At 74.5% G+C, this 25,523-nt stretch carries 18 protein-coding genes; 4 read left to right on the top strand and 14 right to left on the bottom strand.

Going from position 1 to position 25,523, the window contains the following annotated elements; genetic code table 11:
* Entirely contained in the window at nt 1-7,305 is a 7,305-nt protein-coding gene (locus tag NX801_RS08730; RefSeq protein WP_258786630.1) for a type I polyketide synthase, read from the bottom strand.
* 128 nt (nt 7,306-7,433) lie between these two features.
* Entirely contained in the window at nt 7,434-8,717 is a 1,284-nt protein-coding gene (locus tag NX801_RS08725; protein ID WP_258786629.1) for a lipase family protein, read from the bottom strand.
* 518 nt (nt 8,718-9,235) lie between these two features.
* Here NX801_RS08725 and NX801_RS08720 point away from each other — a divergent pair.
* Both NX801_RS08720 and NX801_RS08715 read left to right on the top strand, forming a co-directional pair.
* Entirely contained in the window at nt 9,236-10,480 is a 1,245-nt protein-coding gene (locus tag NX801_RS08720) for a DUF6801 domain-containing protein (RefSeq protein ID WP_258786628.1), read from the top strand.
* 100 nt (nt 10,481-10,580) lie between these two features.
* The gene (locus NX801_RS08715; protein WP_258786627.1) at nt 10,581-11,591 is read left to right on the top strand and encodes a COG1470 family protein; all 1,011 of its coding nucleotides are present in this window, start codon (nt 10,581-10,583) and stop codon (nt 11,589-11,591) included.
* A gap of 199 nt (nt 11,592-11,790) precedes the next feature.
* Here NX801_RS08715 and NX801_RS08710 read toward each other — a convergent pair whose 3' ends face one another.
* Together NX801_RS08710 and NX801_RS08705 are read right to left on the bottom strand one after the other, a co-directional pair.
* On the bottom strand, nt 11,791-12,933 hold the full coding sequence (locus NX801_RS08710; protein ID WP_258786626.1) for an adenylate/guanylate cyclase domain-containing protein: 1,143 nt from the start codon (nt 12,931-12,933) through the stop codon (nt 11,791-11,793).
* The gene (locus tag NX801_RS08705) at nt 12,930-13,379 is read right to left on the bottom strand and encodes a universal stress protein (protein WP_258786625.1); all 450 of its coding nucleotides are present in this window, start codon (nt 13,377-13,379) and stop codon (nt 12,930-12,932) included. Before NX801_RS08705 ends, NX801_RS08710 begins: the two co-directional genes overlap by 4 nt.
* A 429-nt stretch (nt 13,380-13,808) precedes the next feature.
* Here NX801_RS08705 and NX801_RS30730 point away from each other — a divergent pair, with 429 nt between their 5' ends.
* Together NX801_RS30730 and NX801_RS08695 are read left to right on the top strand one after the other, a co-directional pair.
* Nucleotides 13,809-15,212, top strand: coding sequence for a DUF6801 domain-containing protein (locus NX801_RS30730; protein WP_309505805.1), 1,404 nt, complete (start codon nt 13,809-13,811; stop codon nt 15,210-15,212).
* A 155-nt stretch (nt 15,213-15,367) separates the two neighbouring features.
* Nucleotides 15,368-16,537: a DUF6801 domain-containing protein gene (locus NX801_RS08695; protein WP_258786624.1), complete on the top strand. Its 1,170-nt coding sequence runs from the start codon at nt 15,368-15,370 to the stop codon at nt 16,535-16,537.
* 111 nt (nt 16,538-16,648) lie between these two features.
* Here the strand turns inward: NX801_RS08695 and NX801_RS08690 are convergent, their stop codons facing one another.
* The 10 genes from NX801_RS08690 to NX801_RS08645 all read right to left on the bottom strand — a co-directional run bounded on the left by NX801_RS08690 (nt 16,649) and on the right by NX801_RS08645 (nt 25,522).
* Complete coding sequence (locus NX801_RS08690) at nt 16,649-17,842, bottom strand: HTTM domain-containing protein (RefSeq protein ID WP_258786623.1); 1,194 nt, start codon at nt 17,840-17,842, stop codon at nt 16,649-16,651.
* A complete protein-coding gene (locus NX801_RS08685; protein ID WP_258786622.1) occupies nt 17,839-18,567 on the bottom strand; it encodes a DUF5819 family protein in 729 nt (242 codons plus the stop codon). The genes NX801_RS08690 and NX801_RS08685 overlap by 4 nt, the downstream gene beginning before the upstream one ends.
* A gap of 328 nt (nt 18,568-18,895) precedes the next feature.
* Nucleotides 18,896-19,498, bottom strand: coding sequence for a hypothetical protein (locus NX801_RS08680; protein ID WP_258786621.1), 603 nt, complete (start codon nt 19,496-19,498; stop codon nt 18,896-18,898).
* A 71-nt stretch (nt 19,499-19,569) separates the two neighbouring features.
* Nucleotides 19,570-20,307 carry a hypothetical protein gene (locus NX801_RS08675; protein ID WP_258786620.1) on the bottom strand — a complete coding sequence of 246 codons (738 nt, stop codon included), beginning with the start codon at nt 20,305-20,307 and terminating at the stop codon, nt 19,570-19,572.
* Between the two features lie 10 nt (nt 20,308-20,317).
* On the bottom strand, nt 20,318-20,920 hold the full coding sequence (locus tag NX801_RS08670; RefSeq protein WP_258786619.1) for a nuclear transport factor 2 family protein: 603 nt from the start codon (nt 20,918-20,920) through the stop codon (nt 20,318-20,320).
* Between the two features lie 13 nt (nt 20,921-20,933).
* Nucleotides 20,934-21,500 carry a hypothetical protein gene (locus NX801_RS08665; RefSeq protein ID WP_258786618.1) on the bottom strand — a complete coding sequence of 189 codons (567 nt, stop codon included), beginning with the start codon at nt 21,498-21,500 and terminating at the stop codon, nt 20,934-20,936.
* Nucleotides 21,497-22,012, bottom strand: a complete 516-nt coding sequence (locus NX801_RS08660; RefSeq protein WP_258786616.1) for a hypothetical protein — start codon at nt 22,010-22,012, stop codon at nt 21,497-21,499. Before NX801_RS08660 ends, NX801_RS08665 begins: the two co-directional genes overlap by 4 nt.
* On the bottom strand, nt 22,009-23,241 hold the full coding sequence (locus NX801_RS08655; protein WP_258786615.1) for an MCE family protein: 1,233 nt from the start codon (nt 23,239-23,241) through the stop codon (nt 22,009-22,011). The genes NX801_RS08660 and NX801_RS08655 overlap by 4 nt, the downstream gene beginning before the upstream one ends.
* Nucleotides 23,238-24,491: an MlaD family protein gene (locus NX801_RS08650; RefSeq protein ID WP_258786614.1), complete on the bottom strand. Its 1,254-nt coding sequence runs from the start codon at nt 24,489-24,491 to the stop codon at nt 23,238-23,240. The genes NX801_RS08655 and NX801_RS08650 overlap by 4 nt, the downstream gene beginning before the upstream one ends.
* A complete protein-coding gene (locus tag NX801_RS08645) occupies nt 24,488-25,522 on the bottom strand; it encodes an MCE family protein (protein WP_258786613.1) in 1,035 nt (344 codons plus the stop codon). The genes NX801_RS08650 and NX801_RS08645 overlap by 4 nt, the downstream gene beginning before the upstream one ends.
* Nucleotide 25,523: the final 1 nt, after the last annotated feature.

Raw genomic sequence — 25,523 nt, 5'->3', positions numbered from 1 at the left:
TCACCAGCCCGACGCGGTGTGGACGACGGTCGAGGCGCCGCGCCCGCCGCGGGCGATCTCCCGGAGCAGCGCCAGCGCGCCGCTCTCCCGGTCGATGAGGGCGATGCCGCGCCGGGCGTAGTCCCGGGCGAGTTCCGGGGTGACCATCCCGTGGTGTGTTCCCGCCGGCGCCCAGGGGCCCCAGTGGACCGTGAGCGCGCGCTGCCCGGTGACCCGCGCCCACCGCTCCCCCAGGGCGGCGAGGGCGTCGTTGGCGGCGGCGTAGTCGCTCTGGCCGCGGTTGCCGAGCACGGCGGCGATGCTGCCGAAGAGGACGGCGAGGCGCGGAGCGGCCGGCAGTTGGGCGACGGCGTCGAGCAGTGAACGGGCGCCGTCCACCTTGGTGTCGTACACCCGGCGGAAGGACGCGGCGTCCTTGTCGGCGATCAGCCGGTCCTCGATGACCCCGGCCGCGCAGAACACGGCGTCGATCCTGCCGTGCTCGATCTGGATCTCCTTGACCGCCCGGTTGACGGCGGTGGAGTCGCGCAGATCGAGGGACCGGTAGCCGACCCGGCTGCCCAGCCGCGTCAACTCGGCCACGGTCTGCCGCACTTCCCGGGCCGCCAGGACGGCCCGTGCCTCGGCGTCGACCCGCGCCAGCGGAGTGCCACGGGTGGCGAGGGCGGCGCGCAGCGCGGTGAGGCCCGTGGCCGCCGCGAGGCCCGAGGGCTCGGGGCCGGTGAACGGCTGCGTGCGGCCCAGCAGTTCGATACGGCACCGGGTGGTGGCCGCGAGCGCCGTCGCGATGTCGGCGGTGATGCCACGGGCGCCGCCCGCCAGAACGACCACGGCGTCCTGGTCGAGCCCCAGGTCGTCGGCGCCGACGGTGCCGTCCGCCGCCCGGGTACCGCTGTCGGCGGCGGTCTCGGCCAGCTCCAGCCCGTGCCGCCCGGCCCGGCCGCGCAGTACGACGGGTACGCGGTCGCCCGCGCACGCCTCCTCCAGCAGCGCGTCGGCCTGCTCCGCCACCGGTACCGACGGGTCGAGTTCGACGACCCGGGCGTCGAGACGGGGGTACTCACGGGCGATGGACCGGAACAGTCCGCGCAGCCCCGCCCCGGGGTCCTCGTCGTCACCGGGGGTGCGTTTCGCGCACAGCAGCCGCGCGGGAGCGAGGTCGAGGGCCGCCCGCAGGACCTCGAACGCGCCCGGCAGCACCGGTGCCGCGTCGGGGGCCATCGCGCCGAGGTGGACCACACCGTGGAACGGGCCGTCGCCGGGCCTGAGCCGTCGTGCGGGGTCGAAGATCACCGCCTCGGCCCCCGCCTCGATCAGCCGGTCGGCGAGCAGCGCGCCCACCTCGTGCGCGCCGAGCAGCGCGAACCGGGTGCCGCGCAGGGCACCGGGCGCGGGCCGCCGCGCCGCCTCCAGGGGCCGCTCGCGCAGGACGAAGCGGCGGGGGGCGACCGCGAGGACCTGGTCGCCGTCGTCCGCCGGCGCGGGCTCGGGTACGGCGGCCGTGGCGGGCGGGGCGGTGGCGAGAGCGGGAGCGGGAGCGGTCGGGGCGAGGGCGGGAGCGGCGACGGTCGGGGCGAGGGCGGGAGCGGCGGCCCCGGCGGAGCCGGCGGCCGAGGCGGAGCCGGCGGCGGGAGCGGCGGCCGTGGCGGCGCCGGTGGTCTCCTCCGTGCGGTCCGGGCCGGAGCCGTACACCGGCGAGGAGCCGGTACGGACTCCGGCGGCCCCCTCGGCGCGCTCCGCGCCCTGGTCGCCGGTGAGCCAGGCGGTGATGGCGGCGACCGTACGGGCCCGGGAGAGCTCCTCCGTCCAGTCGTCGTCCGCCGCGCGCCCGGCGGCCAGCCGGCGCGCCAGCTCACCGGCTATCTCCGTGCGCTTGATGGAGTCGATGCCGAGGTCGGCCTCCAGCTCCAGGTCGTCCCCGATCATGTCGACGGGATAGCCGGTGCGTTCGCTGATGACGGCCAGGACGGTGCCCCGCACATCGGGGGCCGCCGGCCGGGGCCCCGAAGCGGGTGAGGCCGCCGTGAGGTCGCCCGCCGGGGGCTCCGGTACGGGTTCGGCGGACCCGGGTTCGGGAGCCCGGGGCAGGGGCGGCGCGACGACGGCCGGGACCGGACGCGCGGCTGGGCTCGGCGGCGGGGCGGGGAGTCGCCCGCTCACCCCGCCGCCGAGGTAGGTGAGCAGGACGTCGCGCTGGGCGGCGACCAGTTCGCGGGTGGTCCTGAGGAAGTCGGAGATCAGTGCGTCGGCGCGGCCGGCCGCCGTGCCGGGGTCCTGGCTCGTCGGGTCGGGTGTCACGGTGGGGGCCTCCAGGCTGATGCGTCGGGCGGGGGCGAGGCCGCCGGGGAGCGGGGCGCCGGCCGCGGTCCGCACCTGGCGGCCGTCGACCAGCCAGCCGGGCCCGGCCGGCCGGACGCCCGAACCGCTCGTCCCCGCCGGGGTGTTCGGGGCGTCGGGCACCCGGCCCTCGAAGAGCCGTCCCACGCGTACGGGGACGCCCGCGACGGCGAGCCTGGCCAGGGTCTCCAGAAAGCCGCGCAGCCCGGCGTCCGGGCGGGGCTCGCAGGCGACCGCCAGATGCGGGCGGTCGCCGAGAATCCGGCCGACCAGGGTGGTGAGCACCGAGCCGGGGCCGGCCTCCACGAAGATCCGCGCGCCCGCCTCGTACATCGCCTCGATCTCCTCGCTGAACCGCACCGGGGCGGCGAGTTGCGCGGCGAGTTCGGTGCGCACGGCATCCGGGTCCGGGGCGTGGACGGTCGCGGTGCGGTTGCTCCAGACGTCGAACTCGGGTGCTCGGAGCCGGTGTCGGGCGAGCACCTCCGCGAAGCGCGGGGCGGCGTCCGCGACGACGGGGCTGTGGAAGGCGCATGCCACCGGGAGGTTCCTGGCCGGGTGGCCGGCGTCGGCCAGGTGCCCGACCGCCCGTGCGACCAGGGCACGGGGGCCCGAGATCACCGACTGGCGGGGCGCGTTGCGGTTGGCGACGACCACGTCGCCGTCCAGGCCGGCCGCCGCCAGTACCGCCGCCACCTCGTCGGGGGCGGCGGCGACGGCGGCCATGGTGCCGGGGTCGTCTCCCGTCACGACCAGGATCGAGGCGGCCCGCTCGGCGCTGAGGTCGAGCAGGGTGCGGGCGTCCAGGGTCCCCGCGGCGGCGAACGCCACCAGCTCGCCGTACGAGTGGCCGGCGGCCATGTCGGGCCGTACGCCGCACCGTTCCAGCAGCTGGTGCGCCGTCAGCGCGGCGATGCCAAGCGCGGGCTGCGCGATCCGGGTGTCGGTGAGCGTGGCGCGCTGCCGGGCGGCACCGGCCGGGTCGAACGCGGCGGGTGGGTACAGCGCGTCGGCGTATGCGTGCCCCGCCAGGAGGAGGCCGCGTTCGGCCGGGAAGGCCGTCATCAGGGGGGCGAGCATGCCGGGGCGCTGGCTGCCCTGGCCGGGGAAGAGAAAGGCGACCTTGCCGGGGCCAGCCGCCCCGGGCCCCCGTGCCCCCGCCGCGTTCCCTCCTGCCGGGTCCCGTCCCTCGGCCTCCCGGTCCGCCGCGTCCGGCCCTGCCGGGTCCCGCCCCTCGGCCTCCCGATGCGCCGCGTCCGGCCCTGCCGGGTCCCGCCCCTCGGCCTCCCGATCCGCCGCGTCCCCTCCTGCCGGGTCCCGTCCCTCGGCCTCCCGGTCCGCCGCGTCCCGCGATGCCGTTCCCCGTGATACCGGGTCCGGCTCCGCCGCGTCCCGCGACACTCCGCCCTGCCCCGCCGTGTCCGGCGCCGCGACGAAGACGCCCTCGGCGGGGGCGGGTACGCCTTCCAAAGCTCGTTTGAGCTGTCCGGGGAGCTCGTCGGCGTCTGTCGCCACCACGGCGATCCGGACGGGCCCGTGGCGGTTCTCGGTCCGCCGCCACGTCTTCCGGGCGATGTCCCGCAGGCTCGCCCCGATGTCCGCCTCCAGCTCCTCGAACAGCCGCCGTATCTCCCGGCGGGCGGCCTCGTGGTCCTCGCCGCGGAAGGTGAGCAGTTCGGCGGGCCAGACGGGCAGACCGTGCTCCGGGGGCGCGCCGTTCTCATAACCGCTGAGCACCACGTGGAAGTTGGTGCCGCCGAAGCCGAACGCGCTGACACCCGCGACCCGCCGCCCCGTCGGCACGGGCCACGGGCAGGACTCGGAGCGGAACACGAACGGGCTCGTCCCCTCGTCCCACACCGGGTTGGGGGTGCGCAGGTGCAGGGTCGGCGGGAGGACGCCCGTGTGCAGGGCCATCACCGCCTTGATCAGCCCGGCCAGGCCCGCGGCGCACTTGGTGTGGCCGATCTGCGACTTCACCGACCCCAGGGTGCAGCGTCCCGGTTCCGCGCCCGACTCGGTGAACAGAGCGGTGAGCACGCCCAGTTCGGTGCGGTCTCCGACGACCGTGCCGGTGCCGTGCGCCTCCACCAGACCGACCTCGGCCGGGGAGATCCCGGCCGACGCGTAGGCACGGTCCAGGGCGGAGCGCTGGCCCTCGGCCCTGGGGGCGGTCAGGCCCAGGGAGCGGCCGTCGCTGGCGCTGCCGACGCCCTTGACGACGCCGTAGATCCGGTCGCCGTCGCGCTCGGCGTCCGCGAGGCGCTTGAGCACGACACAGGCGACGCCCTCCCCGAGCACGGTGCCGTCGGCGTCCGCGTCGAAGGAGCGGGACCGGCCCGTCGGGGAGAGCGCCCGCACCGACGAGAAGAGCAGATAGTCGTTGATGTCGTTGTGCAGGTCGGCCCCGCCGCACAGCATCATGTCGGCGGACCCGGAGGCCAGCTCCTTGCACGCCGCGTCGAGCGCCGCGAGTGAGGAGGCGCAGGCCGCGTCCACGGTGTAGTTGGCGCCGCCGAGGTCGAGACGGTTGGCGACGCGCCCGGAGATGACGTTGGCGAGCATGCCGGGGAAGGAGTCCTCGGTGAGCCGGGGCAGTTGCTCCTCCAGGGCGGCCGGTACGGTCTCCAGGTACGAGGGCAGGACGGCGCGCAGCGTGGTGGCGTGGGCCAGGTCGCTGCCGGACTCGGCGCCGAAGACGACCCCGGTGCGCTCGCGCGGGAAGTCCCGCCTGTCGTACCCGGCGTCGGCCAGGGCGCGGGCCGCCGTCTCCAGGGCGAGGAGCTGTACGGGTTCGATGGCGGCGAGCGAGGCGGGCGGGATGCCGTAGGCCAGCGGGTCGAAGGGTATCCGGGGCAGGAAGCCGCCCCAGCGGGACGGGGTGGTGTCCGGGCGCTCGCCGGACGGGTCGTGGTAGGTGGCCGGGTCCCACCGTTCGGCGGGAACCTCGGTGACGGCGTCGTACCCGGTGACCACATGGGACCAGTAGGTGCCGAGGTCGGGCGCCTGGGGGAACACGCAGGCCATGCCGACGACGGCGATGTCGAGCGGCGCGGCGGGGCGTGCTGCTTCTCCGGCCGGAGTCTCCCGTGGTACCCGGAGTTCGGCGGCGCGGCGGCGGGCGTGCGCGGTCGCCCCCTCGGTGACCGCGCGGTGCAGGTCGGCGACGGTGGTGGTCCGGGTGCGCAGCGCGGCCACCTCGCCCGCCATGAACATCCCGGCTTCGCGCCGGCGCCGGTCGTCGACGGGCCGCAGCCGGCCGTCCTGCCGTTCCAGGCCCTTGCTGGCGATGCGCAGCCGCCCCAGGTTGAGGCGTTCGAGGCGGTCCCACGCCTCCCGGTCGGGGACGCCGTCGGCGGCCAGCCGGGCGCGCACCGCCGCGTACTCGTCCGTGTAGGGGCTGGGGACGCACCGGGTGACATGGCCGGGAGCGCTCTCCAGCAGGACGGTGCCGGTCGCGTCAAGGATCTGCCGCTGGAAGCTCTCGCCCACGGCGCCGCAGGAGACGGCCTCCGCGGTGGTGAGGTACGCGGTGCCCATGAGCAGGCCGACGGCGGCTCCGCGCCCGGCCAGCGGGGCGGCGAGCGCGGCGGCCATGGCGGCGGAGCGCTCGTCGTGGATGCCGCCGGCCAGCAGGACCTGGAACTCCGGTGCCTCGGGGCGCTGTTCGAGGACGGCCAGCTGGGCCTCCCACAGCGGGAAGCTGTTGCGCGGGCCGATGTGGCCTCCGCATTCGGCGCCCTCGAAGACGAACTTGCGCGCGCCCGCGTCGATGTACTGGCGCAGCAGGGCCGGTGACGGCACATGCAGAAAGGTGCTGATGCCGGCCGCCTCCAGCTCGGCGGCCTGGCCGGGCCTGCCGCCCGCGACGACGGCGTGGGTGGGGCGCGCGGCGCGGACGGCGGCGAGCTGGGCGGCGCGCAGCGCGCTGTCGGCGAACCCGAGAATGCCCACGCCCCAGGGCCGGCCGTCGAGCGCGGCGCCGGTCCGGCCGAGGAGTTCGGCGGTCGCGTCACCGTCCAGGAGGGCGAGGGCGAGGAAGGGCAGGGCTCCGTCGCGGGCGACGGCCGCCGCGAACGCGGGCTGGTCGCTGACCCGGGTCATCGGCCCCTGGGCCAGGGGCAGTCGGGTGCCGAGGGCCTGGCTCATCGGGGAGCCGGGCGCCAGTGCGCGGGCGTCGCCGGCACCGCGGAGCGCGGCGTCGCGGACGGCAGCGACGGCGCGGGGCACGGTCCCGTACTCCTCCGCGAACCGGGCGGCGAGGAAGGCGTCCTGCCCGGCCGGCAGTCCCGCGCCGGGGCGGCCGGGCCGCAGGGACCGTATGCCGTCGACGACGGCGGTCTCGGAGCCGTCCACCGTCCGCAGCACGGCCGCCGTCTCCTCGGGCAGCCGGGACTCGGCCAGCAGGGCCAGTTGGATGTCGAGCACCACGCCGGCCGCTCCCCCGGCCACCGCGGCGGCGGCCGTGCGCGGACCGATGCCGCCCCAGGCCCAGACCGGGCACTCGGCCAGATCGGCATCGGCCAGGAGCGCCTGGAGCAGCACGAAGGTGCTCGTCCCGCCGGCCCGGCCCCCGCACTCGCCACCCCGTGCGAGGAAGCCGTCCGCGCCGTCGGCGGCGAGCCGCAGCGCCTCGTCCGGGTGGCCCACCTCCGCCAGCACCATGCAGTGTTCGGGCAGTTGGGAGGGCTGCCAGGGCGATCCGGCGGCCAGCACCACCACGGCGGGCATGCGGCCGTCCAGTTCGTCAGGCCGGAGCGCGCAGTGCGGCCCGACCCGGATGCCGTACGTGCCTTCGGCCGCCAGCTCCCGCAGCCGCGCCAGGGCCGCGCGGGCCGTCCGGTCGCCGGCACCGAGGTCGAGCACACCGAGCCCGCCGCAGCGGCTGACACTGGCGGCGAGTCCGGCGTCGGGCAGGCCGAACGGAGTGATTCCGATGACGAGTTCACTCGACACTACGCGGGTCATGACACCTCGAATCCGACGGGGCACAAGGCCGGGTCTGCTCGGCAGCCCGGAGTACGGGACGTGGGGGGCGTACCGGAGGGCTGGAACACGTGGGGGGAGGGAGCGGAGTCGGCCGGGCGGCGGCCCGGTCAGCAGTTCGAGGTGGCCGGCTTGTCCGCGAGGCGATCGGCGACGAAGGCCGCCGCCTCGGCGTTGCCGGCCTGGATGGGCCACAGGTGGTTCTTGACCGGGGCGAGGGCATCGGTGTCGTACGCCTTCCAGGTCACCTCGGCGCCGAGCCGGCACAGACTGCCGCGCAGCCGGCCGGCCTGGCCGGCGTCGACCAGGCTGTCCCGGGTGGCGTGGTACAGGTAGACCGGCACCTTGAGCTGGGTCGAGCCGCCCAGGGTGTTCTCGGTGTACCGCTTCTGCCACGCCGGGTCGGCCAGCGGGCTGCGCGTGGTGAGGTCGGACAGCGACTTGTTGGCGTACGTGGTGAGGAGGTCCAGGGCACAGGCGTCCTTCTCCAGGTCCGCCACGGCGGCGCGTCCCGCGTCGTTGAGGGCGTCGTCGAGCCTCAACTCGGGGTAGGCGTGGTCGAGACCGATGAGGGCGTCGAGCAGGAAGCCCGAGCCGGGGCCGCCGTTGAGGGGCAGCGCCACATCGACGAGGCTGGCGGGGACACCGCCGGCGACGACACCCTTGACGTTCAGCTCGGGCGCGTAGCCGGGTTGGGTCTCCCCCGCCCACAGGGCGGCGCCGCCGCCCTGCGAGTAGCCGCGGAAGACCACCTTGGCGGCCGGGGACAGACCGGTCGCGGGCAGCCGCTGCGCGGCCCGTACGGCGTCGATGAGCGCGGGCCCCATGGACTTGCCGACGACATAGGTGGTTTCCGGGTCCGGCCGGTAGCCCTCGTAGTCGGTGATGGCGACCGCGTAGCCCGAGGCGAGCATGGAGTTGACGACCCACTGCTCGTACAGCGCGCCCCTGGCGATCATGCGGGAGGCGGTGCAGCGGAAGGCCGGGCCCTGGGTGCCGGGCGCCCAGCCGATGACGGGGAGGGTCGCGGGGTCCGCGCCCCGGGGGACGAGGACGGTGCCGGTCACCGCGTCGGGACGGCCGAGGGCGTCCGTCGACAGGTACATCACCTGCCAGGTGTCGGCGAGCCGGTTCGGAGTGGGCTGCGGCAGATCGACCTTGCGGGAGCGGATGACGTCACCGGGCCGGCCGGCGGGCAGCGGACCGGGCGGTACGTAGAAGTCGTCGCTCGGCGGGGACACGGCGGTCGCGGGTCCTCGTTCCGGCGCGACCGCCGGGGTTTCGGAGGCGGCCCGGGCGACGGGCGGGGTGAGCGCGCCGACGAGACCGAGCGCCCCGGTGACGGACAGGGCAAGGACCGTCACGGCGCGGGGGCGCCTGAGAGATGCGGGCATGGATCGGCCTCCTCGGATCGGCCGGACGCGGTGCGGCGGCTCGGGGGGAACGGCGGCTCACGGACGGGGCACGTCACTCGCCGGCAGCGCGCGAGCGGATGACGAATCGACAGGGCAGGGGAAAGCACCTGGCAACCGGATACCGGCCTGAAAAGTTACTCCGCCGTACAGCGCGGGGTCAATGAATAAGTGACGAATGCAGGGCTTTTACGAAGGGAGTGAGCAATCGGGGAGACCACTTTGTCACTCGGCCGCAACCCCCGCCCGCGACCGTCCGCGAGTGAGGAAGAAAGGGTCCCGAATACTCACGCCGGTGACAGCACGAAAGGGCTTTCCCCATAACCGGACCCCATTATTTCCCGGCGCCTTGACCCGCAGCTTACCCGCCAGTACGTTACGCAGCCGAAACACGGACTTCTCCGCGTTTCCCGTCCTTCACCCGCTCCTGTCCCCCGGGAAATCCTGGGCCTTCGGCCTTTCCGGGGGTCGGCGGCGGAGTGACTCACGAGAGGCATCTCATGAGTACTCACCGAAAGCGCGCGGCGAACTCCGCTCTCGCCGCGCTCGCCACCGGCGGCCTGTTCGCGGGCATGGTCGGCCTCGTCACCGCGAGCCCGGCCGCCGCGGACCCGGTCAAACTGGTGCAGAAGTACGACTGCGTCTTCCCGCTGATCAACAACGACCCGATCACCGCGACCATCACGGCGGACATCCCCAAGTCCCTTGAGGCCGGCAAGCCCTCGCCCGCGTTCGAGGTCACCACGGACACCCTGGTGAGCTCGCGCGCCGCGCAGGGCATGGGCCTGGTCGGCGGCAAGAGCATCGAGGGCCAGGCGACCGCCGATGTCACCGTCGTCACCCCGGACGGGCCGCTCACCGGCATCAAGGTCGAGAACTCCGTGACGAAGACGCCGGTGCCGAACCCGCCCGCCGACTTCCACGTACCGGCCAAGGGCAAGGCGCCGTCCCTCACCTTCAACACGCCGGGCAACGGTCGCATCGAGGTCAACTCGATCCGGCTGCACGACATGATCGTGCGGGACGCCAACGGCAAGCCCATCCAGCTCGTCACGGGACAGGACTCGTTCGACGTGACGTGCAAGCTGACGTCGACGGACAAGACCCTCGCCTCGTTCACCATCACCAAGGGCACCACCACCGACCCGGCCAACCCCACCAATCCCACGAACCCGACCAACCCGACCAACCCCGTCAACCCCACTAACCCGACCAACCCCACCAGTCCGACCAACCCCACCAACCCGGTCAGTCCCACCAATCCCAACCCCACGGGGTCGTCCGCCGACCAGAACCTCACCACCACGGTCAAGCCCGGCAGCGGCACCGGCAGCCTGTCGATGACGCAGGCCGGTGACTCCGTGGCGCTCTCCCCGGTGGACCAGGGCAAGGGCGGTGTCTCCTCCGGCAAGCTCCAGACCGTGACCGTCAGCGACCAGCGCAATGGCACCAAGGGCTGGTCCCTGACCGGCAAGGTCACCGACTTCACCACCGCCGGTGGCGGCAAGATCGCCGCCGGCAAGCTCAGCTGGAAGCCGTCCTGCACTCCGGCGCCCGGCTCCGCCAGCAACTGCGCCCCGGGCACGGCGGGGCCGGTCGGCAGCACCGGCGCCACCCTCGCGAGCGCTCCGGACGGGGCGGCCACCGGCGGCAAGTTCACCGTCGACAGCGGCCTCGACCTGAACGTCCCGGCCGACGCGGCGGCGGGCGACTACAAGGCCGTGCTCACCCTCACCCTGACCTGAGCCGTCCGGTCCCGGAGCCACCCGGGACACACTTGCGGGCCGGCCGCCCCGTGCGGCCGGCCCCTTCCCGTCCCCTCCCCCTTCCCCGAGGTGAACCGCCGTGCACTTCCCATCCGTTCCGGCCCGCGCCCGGTGGCGCCGGCCGGCGTCCGCCGCCCTCGCCCTGCTCACGCTCCTGTGCGCGGCCGCCCTGCCCGTGCTCGCCGCGCCCGCCGCCCACGCCGCCGACAACGGCCAGTGGTCCGTCTTCCCCGCCGGGACACCCGGGGGGCGCGCCTACTTCCGGCTCGCCGCCGCCCCCGGCGCGACCCTCCGCGACAAGGTGACGCTCCGCAATCTGCGAGCCACGCCCGTCACCTTCCTGCTGTACGCGGCCGACGGCTACAACACCCCGCGCGACGGCGGGTTCGCGGTACGCGACCAGGGCGAGCGGATGACGGGCGTGGGCCGTTGGACGCGCCTGGACCACACCACGGTGCGGGTCGCCGGGCACGGTCAGGTCACCGTGCCCTTCACGCTGCGGGTGCCCCGCGACGCGCAGCCGGGCGACCATCCCGGCGCGGTCGTCGCCGTCGACCAGCGGCTGTCCCGGAGCGCCCGCGAGGGTGTGGCCGTGCGGCAGGCGGTCGGCTCGCGCGTCTACCTGCGCGTCAGCGGGAAGCGGCAGCCCGGCCTCGAGGTGCGCGGCGCCCGCTTCTCGTACGCCGCCCCGTGGTTCCCGGGCGGCGAGCGGACGGCCACCGTCTCGTACGAGCTGGTCAACAGCGGCAACGTCATGCTGTCGCCGCGGGTCGGTCTCCGGGCCACCGGGCTGTTCGGGCGGGCCTCGTTCACACCCGAGCCGCACCGGCTGCCCGCCGAGCTGATGCCGGGACAACGCGTCCATGTCTCGGAGCGCTGGAGCGGGCCGCCGTTCCTCGACTGGGGCCGCGTCGAGGTGACCGCGAGCGACAGCGAGGGCCTGCTCGCGCAGAGCACCGGCGTCGGCTACCGGACGGTCAGCTGGGGTGTGCTCCTGCTGATCGCCGTCCTCCTGGCGGCGGTCGCGGGGACCTGGCTGGTACGGCGGCGGAGCCGGCGGAGCGCGGCCACGCGGGCGCCGGCCTCGTAGGCACCGGGCGGGGCCGGGCACCGGGCCGGCGCGCCCGGGCCGGGTGGGCGCAGGCACGGGCGCGCGCGTCGTCGGGGTGACGTGGTGACGTGGTGGGCCCGCCGGGTGAGGTGGCCGCCGGCCCGACCCCGCCGCTACGGCTCACGCCCGTGCCCGGTGCTCGGCGCCCGGAGGGCCTTACACCCGCGCCCGGAGGGCCTTACGCCCGCGCCCGACGGCCCGCGTCCCCGTTCGCGCGGCGCAGCGACACCGGGCGGAGCCGGCTGTAACCGCGTACCGGCACCGGGCGGAGCGCCCGCAGCTCGTAACCGCTCCGGCCCGCCAGCTCCCCGGCGAACACCGTGTCGACCAGGACGGTGTCGGGCCGGGCCAGCGCGGTGAGCCGGGCCGCGACATTGACCGCCGGCCCGAACAGATCACCGAAACGGCTGAGGACGGGCCCGTGGGCCAGGCCGGTCCGCAGCTGCGGCAGGCCCGCCTCCCGGCCGGCCCGCGCGATGATCTCCAGCGCGATGTCGGCGGCGTCGGACGCCGCGTCGCACACGAAGAAGATCTCGTCACCGATGGTCTTCACCACCCGGCCGCGCCCGTCCGCGACCACGCCCCCGGTCAGGCTCTCGAACCGGTCGATGACCCGGCCGAGTTCGGCGCCGTCGAGCCCCCGGCTCAGCCGGGTGTAGCCGACCATGTCGGTGAACCCCACGGCCCGGTCGCGGACGTCGCCCCACTCGGGCGACGGAGCCGGCGCGCCGGCCGACGGCGCGGCGCCCTCGTCCGCCGTGGCCGCGGAGCGGGAGCCGTACGCCACGGACGGCGGGGCCTCGTTACCCGGCCCCGCCGCCTGTTCCCCCGCCGCCTCGGTGAGCGCCCGTCCCGCGTACGCCGCGAGATGCCGGCGCCACACATGCTGCTGCATCAGCTCCATCTCGGGCAGCAGCCCGGCGGCCCGGACGATCAGCTCGTCCCCGTCCGCCAGGGTGCCCGCGTCGCGCCTCAGCCAGGCCCAGAGGGTGTCCACCTGCCATTCGGCGAGCCGGGACAGATGATGACCGAGCGCACGCGCCATCATCGTCTCGCTCTCCTCGGTGATCAGCCCGGCCTCGATGAGCCGCTCGCCCGCGCGCAGGGCCTCCACGTCGGCGTCGGTGAACACCCGGTCGCCGTCCTCGGCCTCCGGGAACCCGAGGGCGCGCCAGATCTGCACGGTCCGGTCGAGCGCCACCCCGGACCGCTCGGCGATCTCCCGCCGCGTCCAGGCACGGCCGCCACCGAGCAGCACCTCCTCGATCGCCCGGCGCAGCGCGTCGGCGCCGAGCGGGTCCGCCGCTTCCGCCGCGCTCATGTGGTGTGGACGATCAGCACGTCGAGACCCGCCTTGCGGGCGACATCCGCCGGTACGGAGCCGAGGAGGCGCCCGGCGAGGGAGCGCAGGCCCCGGTTGCCGACGACCAGCAGGTCGGCCGAGCACTCCCGCGCCGTCCGCACGAGGGCGGTGACGGGTTCACCGGGCACCGCGACCGTCCGCACCTTCGTCGCGCCCTGGGCGCGGGCCCGGTCCCGGGCGGTGCGCAGGGTGTCCTCGGCGGGCGCCGAGCCCATCACCTGGTGGGCCTCGTCGCGCAGCTGCTCCCGCGCCCGCTCCAGCTCCGGCCCGCGCATCGGCAGATACGCGCAGGTGACGACGAGGTCGGCCGCGAAGGCGGCGGCGAGCCGGGCCGCCCCCTCGACCGCCGCGAACGACGAGTCGGAGCCGTCCGTGCCGACCATGACAGTCCGATAGGGGGTCATCTCACCTCTCGATTCAGACGTTCTTCCTTCGGCGGGGACGGTTCCTCCCGCGGGTTCCGTCACCTCGCCGCACCGGGGGCCCGGCCGGAACGGAGCGGCGGCCGCGCACAGCACCCGGCGCGCCGAAGCCGCCCGCTCCGGGCCCCCGGCCCCGTCCGGGAAAGTACGCACCGCGCGGCAGGGGGTCAATATGCGTCCGCCCCGAGTGCGGTATCACACGCGCCCGGCCGGCGAACCACAACACCGGGTGATGAAGAAAAGCCGGGATTTCATCATCACCCGTCAATGATGAATTGCCGGGCGTCCGGCCTTGTCTTTTCTCTTGCCGAGGACCTTACCCCTCAGTAGTTTCCCTTCGGGTAACACCCCCGAAGCATTCCCGAAGCAGCAACCACCGCTGCCCGCCCCGGATTTCACGAGAGGCAGATCATGAGCGCAAGCAGTACCCGGAGTCGCCGGACGGTCTCCGCCCTCGCCCTCACCAGCGCCACCGGCGTGGTCGCCGCGATGGTGACCCTGACGGTGGCGGGTCCGGCATCGGCCGACCCGGTCACGCTCAGGCAGGACTACACCTGCGCCTTCCCGCTGATCAACGAGGACCCGATCCACGTCACGATCAAGGCGGACATCCCCGGCTCCATCGGTGTGGGCCAGCCCGTGCCGTCGTTCCGGATCGACTCGCCGACCGAGGTCAGCGCGCGGGCGGCCCAGGGGCTCGGCCTGGTGGGGGCCAAGACGCTGGAGGGCGCGGCCACCGCCGACGTCACGGTGAACACCCCGTCGGGCCCGCTCACCGGGATCAAGGTGGAGAACACCTTCGGGAAGACCAACATCCCGAGCCCGGCCGCCGCGTTCACGGTCAGCGCGGCGGGCAGGTCCCCGTCCCTGACGTTCGACAAGGCCGGGGACGGCGACATCCAGGTCAACGGCATCGACCTGCACGGCCTCGTCGCGCGGGACGCCTCCGGCAAGCCGGTCCAACTGGTCAGCGGTCAGGACTCGTTCGACGCGAAGTGCACCCTCACGTCGACGGACAAGGTACTCGCCAGGTTCAAGGTGACGGACGGCGGTTCCACCACCAACCCCACGGGCTCGACCACCAACCCCACCGGATCGACCACCAACCCCACCGGGTCCACCACCAACCCCACGGGCTCCACCACCAACCCCACGGGCTCCACCACCAACCCCACGGGCTCCACCACCAACCCGACCGGATCCACCACCAACCCCACGGGCTCCACCACCAACCCCACCGGCACCACCACCAACCCCACCGGATCCACCACCAACCCCACCGGATCCACCACCGGTCCGGGCGGTCCCGTCCATCTGAGCTACGGCCTCACCGGCAACTCCGCCATCAAGGCGCCCAACGGCACCGTGCCGCTGACCGGCGGGATCGAGGCGGACTACGACATCGACAAGGGCTCGTACGACGCGGACCTGACGCTCAACCCCACCTCCGGCAACTTCGCCATCCTGGGGTTCCTCCCCGTGACCTCGAAGGTCGCCTTCGAGCAGGTCGGCAAGACCACCGGCACCCTGAACACCGCCGGTGACCTCACCACCAAGTCCCGGATGTACGTGAAGCTGCCGAGCGTCTCCGTCTTCGGGCTGCCCATCGGCGGCGGTGACACCTGCAAGACCACCACCCCCGCCGACATCGACCTGAAGTCCGACGGCCCCTTCAAGCCCCTGGAGGGCGGCAAGCTGAAGGGCACGTACACCCTGCCCGCGCTCCAGGGCTGCGGTGGGCTGAACGACATCATCAGCGCCTTCACCGCGGGCCCCGGCAACACGATCGACCTCGCGCTCGCCAAGAAGAGCTGAGCCACGGCACCGCGCACGGTCCCACCCACGACGGCCCCCCGCCCCTGGCGCCGGGGGCCGTCCCCCGTCGCCGTCGCCCGGACCCCGCGTCCCTCCCCTCCCCAGCCCTCCCCTCCCTTGTCGTCCCGCGTGCAGATCCCCCCAGAGAGGCAGCCATGCACATGCGTAAGACCGCGGCCGGACAGACCGCCGTGAGCGGGTTCGCAGCAGCCGGCGCCCTGGCCGGCCTCCTCACGTTCGCCGGCGCCGCCCCGGCCGGCGCGGTGCCGGTGCCGGTGCATCTCAGGCAGACGTACAGCTGTGTCTTCCCCCTCCTCGAAGCCGATCCCGTCACCGTGGACATCTCCACCGAGATGCCCGACACGATTCCGGTGGACACGTCCACCGGCGTCCTGAGGATCCGCTCGGTCTCCACGGTGAGCGCGCGGGCCGCCGAGGGGCTCACCACGGTCGGCGGGGTCACCGTGGAAGGCACCGCGACGGCGGCCGTCACCGTGCGCACCCCCGACGGACCGCTCAGCCTGACGGTCGACAACACCCTGCACAAGACCCGTCTCCCCGACTCGCCCGGACCGTTCACCGTCGACGCGGACGGCCAGACCCCGCCGCTGTCCTTCGGTTCGCCGGGCACCGTGAGCATCGAGGTGACCGGGCTCCAGCTGAGGCTGACGCCACGGGACGCCCAAGGGAACAAGACCGCCATCGACACGTTCGAGTCGGTCTGCACCCTCGATCCGCCCGACCAGAACACGACGCTGCACACGATCAGAGTCGTCCCCGCCACCTCACCGACCGCCCCGCCGACGACCCCGCCCCCCACACCGTTCACCCGCGTCTACTCCGCCGACGGCTCCACCCTGCTCAAGGCGACGGCCGGCGGCGCGCCGGTACGGGGCACGTACAACGCCACGTACACACCCAAGGACGGCAAGGCAGGCAGCACCCGGGGCGAGCTGCGGCTGGACTCCACCGGCGGTCCCCTCACCCTGCTGGGCTTCCTGCCGGCCACCGCCACCTACCGCTTCACCCCGGAGGACAAGGCCTCCGGCTCCTACTCCGACACCGCGGGCGAGACACTGCGCCAGCCGACGACCATGACGGTGCCGCAGGTGACGCTGTTCGGGCTGCCCGTCGGCGGCGGTGAGAGCTGCCGCACGACCGGTCCCTTCGACCTGTCGCTCGCCTCGACGGCCGCCGGCCCCACTCGCTTCAAGGGCACCTACACCCTGCCGCCTCTGACGGGCTGCGGCCTGTTCAACGACGCGATCAGCGCGGCGGTCAGCGGGCCGGACAACACGATGGACCTGACCCTGAAGCAGGGGTGAGCGGCAAGCGGTCCGGTGTACGCGCCGTGGGGCGGGCCCTGTCCGACAGGGCCCGCCCCACGCCTTTCCCGCAGCTGTCCCACGACTCTCCCGCGGCTGTCCCGGGCCGGTTCAGGTCTTGGCCGGTACGCCCCCGGGGTCGCGCCACGGCGGCCCGGACTCACCGGCCGCTTCACCCGCCGGCCGGCGCGGCACCGCCGGCCGGGCCCGGCGCACCGCCCGCCGGCCGTACTCCGCGGCGCCCAGCAGAAAGCCGGTGGGCAGGAAGACCAGGTCCGCCACGATCATCGACAGCGAGAAGTAGAACAGCCCCATCAGCACCCCGATGCCGATGTGCTCGGCGAACATCAGGGCCAGCATGACATTCTTCAGGCGCCGGTTGAACACCCCGAAGGGAAAGGCCACTTGCAGGACGACCGTGCCGTAGGAGAGCGCCAGGACGAGCAGGGCGTGCGAGGTGATCAGCTGGGTGAGGGACGGGAAGGGCGTCAGCCAGTCCAGCCCGAGCCCCCAGTACACCCCGGAGCCGTCCTGCCACTGACGGCCCTGGATCTTGTACCAGCCCGCCGTCGCGTAGACCAGACACACCTGGATCATCAGCATGACGACGGCGGCGTTGTGGACGATGTCCCCGATCAGGTCCAGTGTGCCGCGCGTCCCCTCGTGCCGGTCCCCGATCGCGCGCACCGCGTGCGCCAGCCAGTACAGCCACAGGACGAGCGACCAGCCGCCCGTCAGGATCGCGCCGAGGGTGAGGTACGCCAGCACGAGGCCGCACAGGGCCCAGAGCACCGGGCCGGTCCGGTCGCGGCGGACCGGCCGCCCCGCGCGCCGGGCGTCGAGGGACCACACCCGGCCGGGCCGCATGAACACCAGGTAGACCGCGGTGAGCCGGAAGACGGTGTCACCGGCGTTGAGGACCCATTCGTTGCGGTGGTCGAGCGAGAGGACACAGATCAGGAAGAGGAATGACATGGTGCGGGTGCGCCAGCCCACCAGCAGCGCCGCGGCGACGGCGACGGACAGTGCGTAGAACGCCTCGAACCACAGCTCACCGGGCCACCAGAGCAGCACGCTGAAGGCGTGGGACTCCTCCAGCTGGCGCTGGGCGAGCTGCCAGCTCCAGGCGGCGTCCGGGCCCCAGAGCCGCCCGCGCCGGGGGAATTCGTGCAGCAACAGGATCAGCCAGGTCAGCGCCATGCCGATCCGCACGGCCGCTGCCTGGTACCTCCAGCGGTACGGATCGCAGGCCCAGTCGAGGGCCCGGCGGACCGGTGCGTCCGCGAGGCCGGGTGAACCGCTCATGCCCGGTGCCCTTCCGCGAGATCGGCCGGGCCCACCGGCCACCAGGGCGTGGTCCGCACCGTCGGCTCCGGCACGGCCTGGCTCTGCTGCCACGGCGGCGCGGGCACGGTGGTGACGATGTCCCGGAACTGGAGGCGCACGACGCGGGAGCCCGCCGGCGGTGCGGGGGTCCGGGTGAGGGCCAGCCGCTTGAGGTACTGCTCGCTGTCGAGACCGCGCTGCCCCAGCGGGCGCTGGGCGGCGTCATGGCTGCCGGCGAGGGTGCTCCAGGCGTTGTTGAGCTGCTGGCGGATGCGGCTCGGCATCAGGTTGCCTCGCAGCTCGTCCAGGTCGGCGCCGGTCAGGTCGGTCCAGTCGGTGGTGGTGACCGAGCCGTCCGGGGCGCGCAGTTGGCGGCGCGCGTACACCCGGTCCATGGTGCGGGTGATGTCGGGCGAGAACAGCTGCCAGCTCTGCTTGAACTCGGGTCCCATGTAGGCGCGGACGCGGTCGCCCTGGCCGGCGGTCACCGCGTTGGCGGGGGCGACGGTGAGGAAGGTCGCCACGGTGTGCAGCACGAGCGCGAGGGCGACCAGCACCGTCGCCGTACCGGCGATGACGCGCTGGGCGGGGGTGCGGTCGGACAGGCGGTCGCGGAGCGCGCCGGACGCCGGGACACCCCCTGGTGGCTCTCCCGCCCCCTCCGGCGGGGACCCGGCGGCGTCGGACGGCCCACCACCACCCAACGGCCGACCGTGGTCCGGTTGTTCGGGCGGGGTCCGTGGTGTGGGCCGGGCCGGTTGTACGGGCCGGGCCGGTGGTACGGGCGGGGTCGACCGATCGGGCGGGGTCGGCGCATCGGGCGGGGCCGGTTCCCCGGACCCGTCCGGGGGGCCGGCCCCCTCCACCGGCCGGGCCGCGTCCGGGGGGCCGCCGCCGCTCAACGGCTCGGTCCCGACCGGCGTTTCGGGGGCGTCGGTGCCGGGACGGCCCGCTACGGGGCCAGTCCCGGTACTGGTACTGGTACTGGTACCGGTTCTGACGGGAGTCTCGCGCATGGCCCTGGCCTCCTTCTCAGTCGCCCTGGACGGTCCCGTCGGCCCCGACGCAGTCGGGGTTGCCGGCGAACGCCTTCTTCAGCTCGGGTACCTGGCTCTTCAGGTCGTGCGCGGGCCCCTGGTAGGTGCCGAGGGTGCGCAACGGCGCCCCCGCCGTCCGCAGCGCGCTCCGCAGCGAGGCCGGGTCGGTGACCTCGGCCTTCGCCAGACCGGCGGTGGCGGTGCCGAGCCGGGCCCGGACACCGTCGAGATTCCGCATGGCCTGGTCGAAGGCGGCCTGCCCACCGCTGACGGGCGGGGCACCGTCCCGTTTCATGGCGGCCCGCACGGCGCCGAGCCGCTGGTCGACGGTGGTCAGGAACGTCACCAGCTGCTGCCGTGCCGCGGCGGGCCGTTTCTCGTCCAGCTTCGGCACGGTCAGCCGGGAGCCACTGGTGTCCAGGTGACGGCAGACGCCGGAGGCCCACTTCACCTGGGGCTCGGACCGGTGCCCGGGAGCGGGCGGGGAGCCGCAGCCGGCGGTGGCGAGGAGTCCCGCCAGAAGGGCCAGGCCGCCCAGGGCGGTTCCGGCGCGGGGGGCGGTGCGGGGGGTGGTGCGGGGACGGGATCCGGATGTCATGGCGGTCACTCCTTGTCCTGGCCGGACTGCTTGTCCTGCGATTCGGCCCGAGGCCGGGCCCGCGGCGTGTCCTACGGCGACTGGGGGGTCTGCGGCTGCTCCTGAGGCGGCCCGGTGTCCTGGGCGCGCCGGAAGGTGTCGATGCCGGCGATCCGCCAGGTACTCCCCTGCCGTACGGCGTCCACCGCGAACATGGCCGCCGCGACGGTGTCGCCCCCGTCCTTGCCGGTGCGGGTGCTCACCTGGTCGGCGAAGACGAGGAGCCGCGCCCGGCCACCGTCGAGGACTTCGACCCCGCTGTCGGTGACCGTGGTGGTGAGCACCAGCCGCTGCGCGGGCCCCTGGGCGTGGACCTGCTCCATCAGCGCGGCGTACTGCCGCACGGCCGCCCCGGTGAGCCGGTCCCTGGCGGCGGCCCGGGTACGGTCCGGGTCGGTGTAGCGGTACGAGAAGAGGTCCCGCACCGCCGTGTCGACGAGGCCCTTGACCCGGCTGGTGGCGGCGGTGTCGGTGAGCGCCGTGTTGTGGCGGACGGGCTGGTCGTCCAGGGCGCGGGTCCGTAGACACGCGTAGCCGCCCAGACCGGCGAGCAGTACCACCACGGCTGTCAGTCCGGGCGCCCACCACCCGCCGCGTCCGGAGGACTTGGCGGTCGGGGAGGCAGCGGTCCGGTCGGCCCGGGACCGGGTCGGGGTGGCGGCCCTGGCGGAGGGCCGGTGCGCGGTCGCGTCCGGGCTCCGGCTCACGGGGCGGCCGTCGAGCCGGTCGATACGGCGCCTGCGGTTGACCAGATGGCGGGCGGTCGGCATCGGCGTCTCCTCACTCCGCGTCCGGGGCCGCGTCCGGGCCCGCGGTGCCCGTGTCTCCGACGGGCGCCTGGCCCAGGGCGTTCAGCTTCCAGCCGCCGCCCGTCCGGGTCAGCTCGGCGAGCATGCGGCTGTCCTTGACGGCGGTCTTCCGGTCGGGGGTGCGGACGGTGACGCGGACGGCGACCATCGCCCTCGCCCGGCCCGCCCGGTCGTCGAGTTCGGTGAGCGCGCCGGACAGCACCCGGGCGCTGGTCGTGGTCCGGGCCGACCGGACCTGTCGGCTGAACTGGGCCCTGCTGCGTCTGAGGTCCCCGAGCAGATCGCCGGTGGCCGACTCCTCCCAGAGGGCCAGGCCGTGGTCGAGTTCCGTGTGGTCCAGGGTGTTAAGGTTCCGCACGCCCTGTTCGGCCGCGTCGAGGGCGGCGTCCCGATGCCGGCTGTAGGCGACGTGCTCGTCGTGCGCGGACGCGTACCAGCCGGCGCACGCCCAGGCGGCGAACCCGGCGGCCACGAGGAGTGCCGCGGGCAGCGCGAGCCGGGTGCGCCCACCGCGCGGCTCCGTGGCGCGGGCGGGCCGCCGCCTTCTTCCCGGCAGCCGGTTACGGCCTTTCATGGGAACGCACCGCCTATCGTGTCGTGATCCGGGTGATCCGCCAGTGGCCGCCGTCCAGCCGGGCGGTCACCGACAACTGGGCGGCCACCACGGTGGCCTTGGTGCCGGGGCGGGAGCTGTGCTGGTCGAGGAGGACCAGCACGTCGGCCGTGCCGTGCGTGATGCGCCGCACACCGCTGCGGACGACCCGGGTGGTGAGCGTCACCCGCTGGCCGGCCGCGCGCCGGTCGACCTGGGCGAACAGCGCGGCGTACTGCCGTGCGGCCTCACCGCCCAGCAGGTCGCGTGCCGCGTCGCGGGTGGCGTCGAGGGTGGCCGGGCTGTAGCTGAACACCGTGGTGAGCGTCGACTCCACGGTGTCCCGCACCTGTCCGGTGGTCGTGGCGTCGGTGAGCGCCGTGTCGGCGCGGGCCCCGGCCCCGTACAGGTGCGCGGAGAGCAGCAGCGCGGCGGAGGCGGCGAGCAGGAGCGCCGCCGACACCGGCGCCCACCACCGCCGGGCGCCGTGCCCGCCGGCGGGCGCCGGCCGCTCGCCGGTCGCGCTCCCGGCCGCCACGACCGCCGTTCCCGGTGTGGTCACCGCGGGTCCTCCTGTCCGCCTGCCGCGACGGCGGAGAGCGAGGTGAGCTTCCAGCCGTCGCCGGTCCGGGCCAGGACCGCCTCGAAGCGTTTGCGGTCGGTGCTGCGCCCGCCGCCGCGCGAGGTCGCCTCGACCCGGACGGTGGCGATCAGGCGGGCGGTGCCCGCCCGGTCGTCCAGTGAGGTGAGGGCCGCGTCGGTGACCTGGGCGGACATCGTGGTGCCGGCCTTCGTCAGCTCGGCCGTGTGCTGGGCGCGCAGCCGGTCGTAGTCGTTCCTGAGCGGGCCGGTGGTGGCGTCCAGCCAGGCGTCGATGTCGGCGTCGATCCGGGTGCTGTCGACGGAGTTGAGGCGGGCGATGTGGTCGCGCCCGTCGGCCAGGGCGCTGTCCCGGGCCCGGGCGAACGCCGTGTCCTCGTCGGTCAGGGCCAGGTGGAGGCGCCACGCGGAGAGGCCGCACAGCGCGAGCGCCAGCGTGAGGACCACGGTCCACAGCAGGGAGCGGCGGGTCACCGGCCACCTCCTTCGGCGAGACCGAGCAGACCGCCGAGATCGCTCGGCCCGGGGTGTGCCGCGCCCTGCCGGGGCAGGGGCGCGGCGGAGCCGAGGGGGCCCGGCCCGGCGGGGGCGGGGACGCCGCCGCGCGGGGCGTTGGCCGAGCCGCGCACGTTCTGTCCGCTGCCGGGTGACGCGGTGCAGGCGGCCGAGGTGTTGACGCGTCCGGTGGAGGTGTCGAGGCCGTTGCGGTGGGGCGTACCGCCGTATCCCGCCGTGCACGGCAGTGGCTGGAAGAAGGTGGTGACCAGGCCCAGCCGCACCCCCGCGCCGGTGATCGCGGTGGCGCCCTTGGCGGCCACCCGGGGCAGCCGGACCATCAGTTCGCGGACGCCGTCCTGCCGGGTGACGAACAGCTCGGAGGTGGTGGTGAGGTTGGCGAGCAGGACGCTCAGGCCGGGGTCGGTGTCCTTGAGGAGCGCGGTGACCTGCTCGGCGGCCTCCGGCGCCGCGCCGACGAGCCGGCGCAGATCGGCGTCGGAGGTCTTGAGCGTCCGGGCGATCTGCTGGGCGCCGTCGGCGAACGCCGCGAGTGCCCGGGAGCTGTCCGCCTGGGTGGCGAGCACCGTCCGGGAGTCCACGAGCAGCTCGCGGGTGGCGGGGAAGGCGGTGTCGGCGGCTTCGAGGAAGCGGCTGCCGCTGTCGAGGAGTACCTGGAGGTTCTGGCCCTGGTGGGAGAAGGCCCTGCCGAGTTCGTCGACGGTGGTACGCAGCTCTTCGGCGGGCACGGACGCCGACAGCGAGGTGACACTGGCGAGCAGGTCGGTGATGGGGGCGGGGGTCGTGGTGTCGGTGCGCGGCACACGGGAGCCGTCGCGCAGATAGGGACCGTGGCCGGTGCGCGGGGCGAGGTCGATGTAGTCCTCGCCGACGGCGGACAGGTCGGCCACCTTCGCGGTGAGGTCGGCGGGGATGCGGGGCGTGGCGGTGTCGATGGCCAGTTCCGCCTCGACGCCGTCGTCGGTGAGCCGGACGGTGCGGACGCGTCCGACGTCGACGCCCCGGTAGGTGACGTTGGATCCGTCGAACAGACCTCCGGTCCGGTCGAGTTCGACCAGCACGGTGTACGTCCCCGAGGCCCCGGCCCAGCGGCCGAGGTCGGCGTAGTGGAGGCCGATGTAGGCGAGGACGACGGCGCCGAGGAGGAGGAAGGCGATGTTCTTGAGGTGGGTCAGGCGGGTGATCACGGGGTGTCGTCTCCCTCCGGTGACGCGGACACGGGGGGCAGCGGCAGGATCCCGGCCGCCGGGCCCGGGGCGGCGGCGCCGTGCGCGGGCAGGATCGTGGTGCCGGGCGCGGCGGTGCTCTTGAGGTAGACGTTGAGGTAGTCGCCCCTGACGCCGGAGAGGACCTCGTCGGTGAACGGGTAGGTCACCAGCACCTGGAGGGCGTCGGGCAGCGCCTGTCCGGCGTCCGCGAGGCTCTTCAGGGCCGGTGCGAGGGCCTTGAGGCCGGCCACCGTGTCGGCCTTGCTCCGGTCGATGGTGGTGACGGCCGTCGAGGAGAGGGTGTCGAGCGCCCTGAGCATGGTGACGAGTCCGCCGCGCTGGTCCCGGAGCACCTTGAGCCCGGGGCTGAGCCGGGTGAGGACGGCACCGACCTTCTGGTCACGGGCGGCGAGGGTGGCGGAGAGGGTGTTGAGGTGGTCGAGGGCTTCGGTGATGTCGCCCTTGTGGGCGTCGAGGTTCCTGGCGAGGGCGGAGATCTGCCGGAGCGCGGAGCGCGCCGTGCCCTGCCTGCCGTCCAGGGCCTGGCCGAGCTCCCGGGTGATGGTGTTGAGCTGCCCGACGCCGCCGCCGTTGAGGAGCATCGACAGGGCGCCGAAGACCTCTTCCACCTCCGCGTTGCGGTTGGTGCGCGCCACCGGGATGGTGTCGCCGTCGGAGAGCCGCCCGGCGGCCCGTTCACCCGCGACGGCCCGTTCCCGCGCCGTGACCGGTGCGGTCACCGGCGCCGGGCCGGGGGCCGCCGGGCCGGGGGCGTCCGGGTCGGGGGCGTCCGCGTTGGGCGTATCGCGGCCGGAGACGGCGAGGTCGGGGCGGGTGGCGAGGCTGCCGGGGTCCGACAGTTCGACGTACTTCTCCCCGAGCAGGCTGGACTGTTCCAGGGTGGCGTAGGCGTTCCGGGGCAGCCGGACATCGCCGTTGATCCGCAGGGTGACGCGGGCGAGCCAGTCGTCGTGGCCTGCGGTGATGCGCTCGACGCGGCCCACCGGGACGTCGTTCACCTTGACGGCGGACTGCGGGAACAGGCTGGTGACGTCCCGGAAGACGGCGGTCACGGTGTAGGGGTGCGGCCCGAGGTCGGCGCCACCGGGCAGGGGGACGGTGCCGATGCCGGGGAGGCCGGGCAGGCCGGCCCGGGCGGTGAACACCAGGCCGGTGGCGACGGCGGCGCCGCACACCGCGAAGGCGATCCGGGCGGCTCGGGGGCTCATGGGCGCCGCCCGGTCGGTGGCGGTCCGAAGGTCTCGGCGGCCGGCAGCGGCAGGGCGCTCACCTCCCGCAGGTTCGCCCGGCCGTCGATGGTGCGGGTGGCGGGGTTGTAGGCGTTCTCCACATTGCCGGCCGCCAGGGGCAGGGTGTCGAGGGCCTCGGCGAGGGAGACGCGCTGGTCGACCAGCGATTGGGTGAGTGTGGCCAGTTTGGTCACGTCCTTGGCGAGACGGCCGCGGTTTTCGCGGAGGAAGCCCGAGACGGTGGAGAGCGCGGAGCCCAGTTCCCGCAAGGCGGCGGCCAGATCGGCCTTCTCCCCCGCCAGGAAGCCGGTGACATCCGCGAGTTGCCGTTCCACGGTGCGTACGGTGGAGTCGTTGTCCTTCAGGACGGAGACGACCGAGGCGAGTTGGCGCACGGTCCGCGCCAGGTCGCCGCCGGAGTCCCCGAGGACCTTGGAGGCACCGCCGAGCTGCTGGATGGTGGTGCCGAGGTCGGCCCCGTTGCCCTTGAGGTTCTTCGCGCCGGTGGTGACGAGCCCGGACAGGGCGCCGTCCTTGTTGGCCCCCCGGGGGCCGAGCGCGTCGGAGAGCTGGGTGAGACTCCTGGCGAGTTCGTCGACCTCCAGGGGGGTCGATGTGCGCGAGACGGGAATCACCCCGCCGTCGCCCGCGGTGGGTCCGCTGCCGCTGTAGGCGGGGGCGAGCTGGACGAACCGGCCGGAGACCACGCTGGGCGCGACGACGACGGCCCGGACGAGCCGCGGGATCTTCACGCCCCGGTCCACTTCCAGGGTGACCCTGACACGTTCGGCCTCCGGGCGGACGGAGGTGACGCCGCCGACCCGTACGCCGAGGACGCGTACGTCGGAGCCGGGGTGCACACCGACCGTCCGCTCGAAGTAGGCGGTGATCCGGGTGGTGTCGTCCCCGAGGACCCGCACCGCGGTGAGCACCGACGCGGTGAGGACGGCGGCGAGTCCGAGCACCAGCAGGGCGAGGGGGTGTGAGAGGTGTGGTCGTGGCGATTTCAAG

The organism is Streptomyces pyxinae (genome assembly GCF_024756275.1).
Taxonomy (GTDB): domain Bacteria; phylum Actinomycetota; class Actinomycetes; order Streptomycetales; family Streptomycetaceae; genus Streptomyces; species Streptomyces pyxinae.
This window is presented reverse-complemented; position numbering and strand designations above follow the sequence as displayed.

Coding starts and splice junctions, on each gene's coding strand:
- NX801_RS08720 (WP_258786628.1), top strand. CDS start 9,236: ATGAGTACTCACCGAAAGCGCGCGGCGAACTCCGCTCTCGCCGCGCTC.
- NX801_RS08680 (WP_258786621.1), bottom strand. CDS start 19,498: ATGACATCCGGATCCCGTCCCCGCACCACCCCCCGCACCGCCCCCCGC.
- NX801_RS08705 (WP_258786625.1), bottom strand. CDS start 13,379: ATGACCCCCTATCGGACTGTCATGGTCGGCACGGACGGCTCCGACTCG.
- NX801_RS08725 (WP_258786629.1), bottom strand. CDS start 8,717: ATGCCCGCATCTCTCAGGCGCCCCCGCGCCGTGACGGTCCTTGCCCTG.
- NX801_RS08695 (WP_258786624.1), top strand. CDS start 15,368: ATGCACATGCGTAAGACCGCGGCCGGACAGACCGCCGTGAGCGGGTTC.
- NX801_RS08670 (WP_258786619.1), bottom strand. CDS start 20,920: ATGAAAGGCCGTAACCGGCTGCCGGGAAGAAGGCGGCGGCCCGCCCGC.
- NX801_RS08710 (WP_258786626.1), bottom strand. CDS start 12,933: ATGAGCGCGGCGGAAGCGGCGGACCCGCTCGGCGCCGACGCGCTGCGC.
- NX801_RS08730 (WP_258786630.1), bottom strand. CDS start 7,305: ATGACCCGCGTAGTGTCGAGTGAACTCGTCATCGGAATCACTCCGTTC.
- NX801_RS08650 (WP_258786614.1), bottom strand. CDS start 24,491: ATGAGCCCCCGAGCCGCCCGGATCGCCTTCGCGGTGTGCGGCGCCGCC.
- NX801_RS30730 (WP_309505805.1), top strand. CDS start 13,809: ATGAGCGCAAGCAGTACCCGGAGTCGCCGGACGGTCTCCGCCCTCGCC.
- NX801_RS08675 (WP_258786620.1), bottom strand. CDS start 20,307: ATGCCGACCGCCCGCCATCTGGTCAACCGCAGGCGCCGTATCGACCGG.
- NX801_RS08690 (WP_258786623.1), bottom strand. CDS start 17,842: ATGAGCGGTTCACCCGGCCTCGCGGACGCACCGGTCCGCCGGGCCCTC.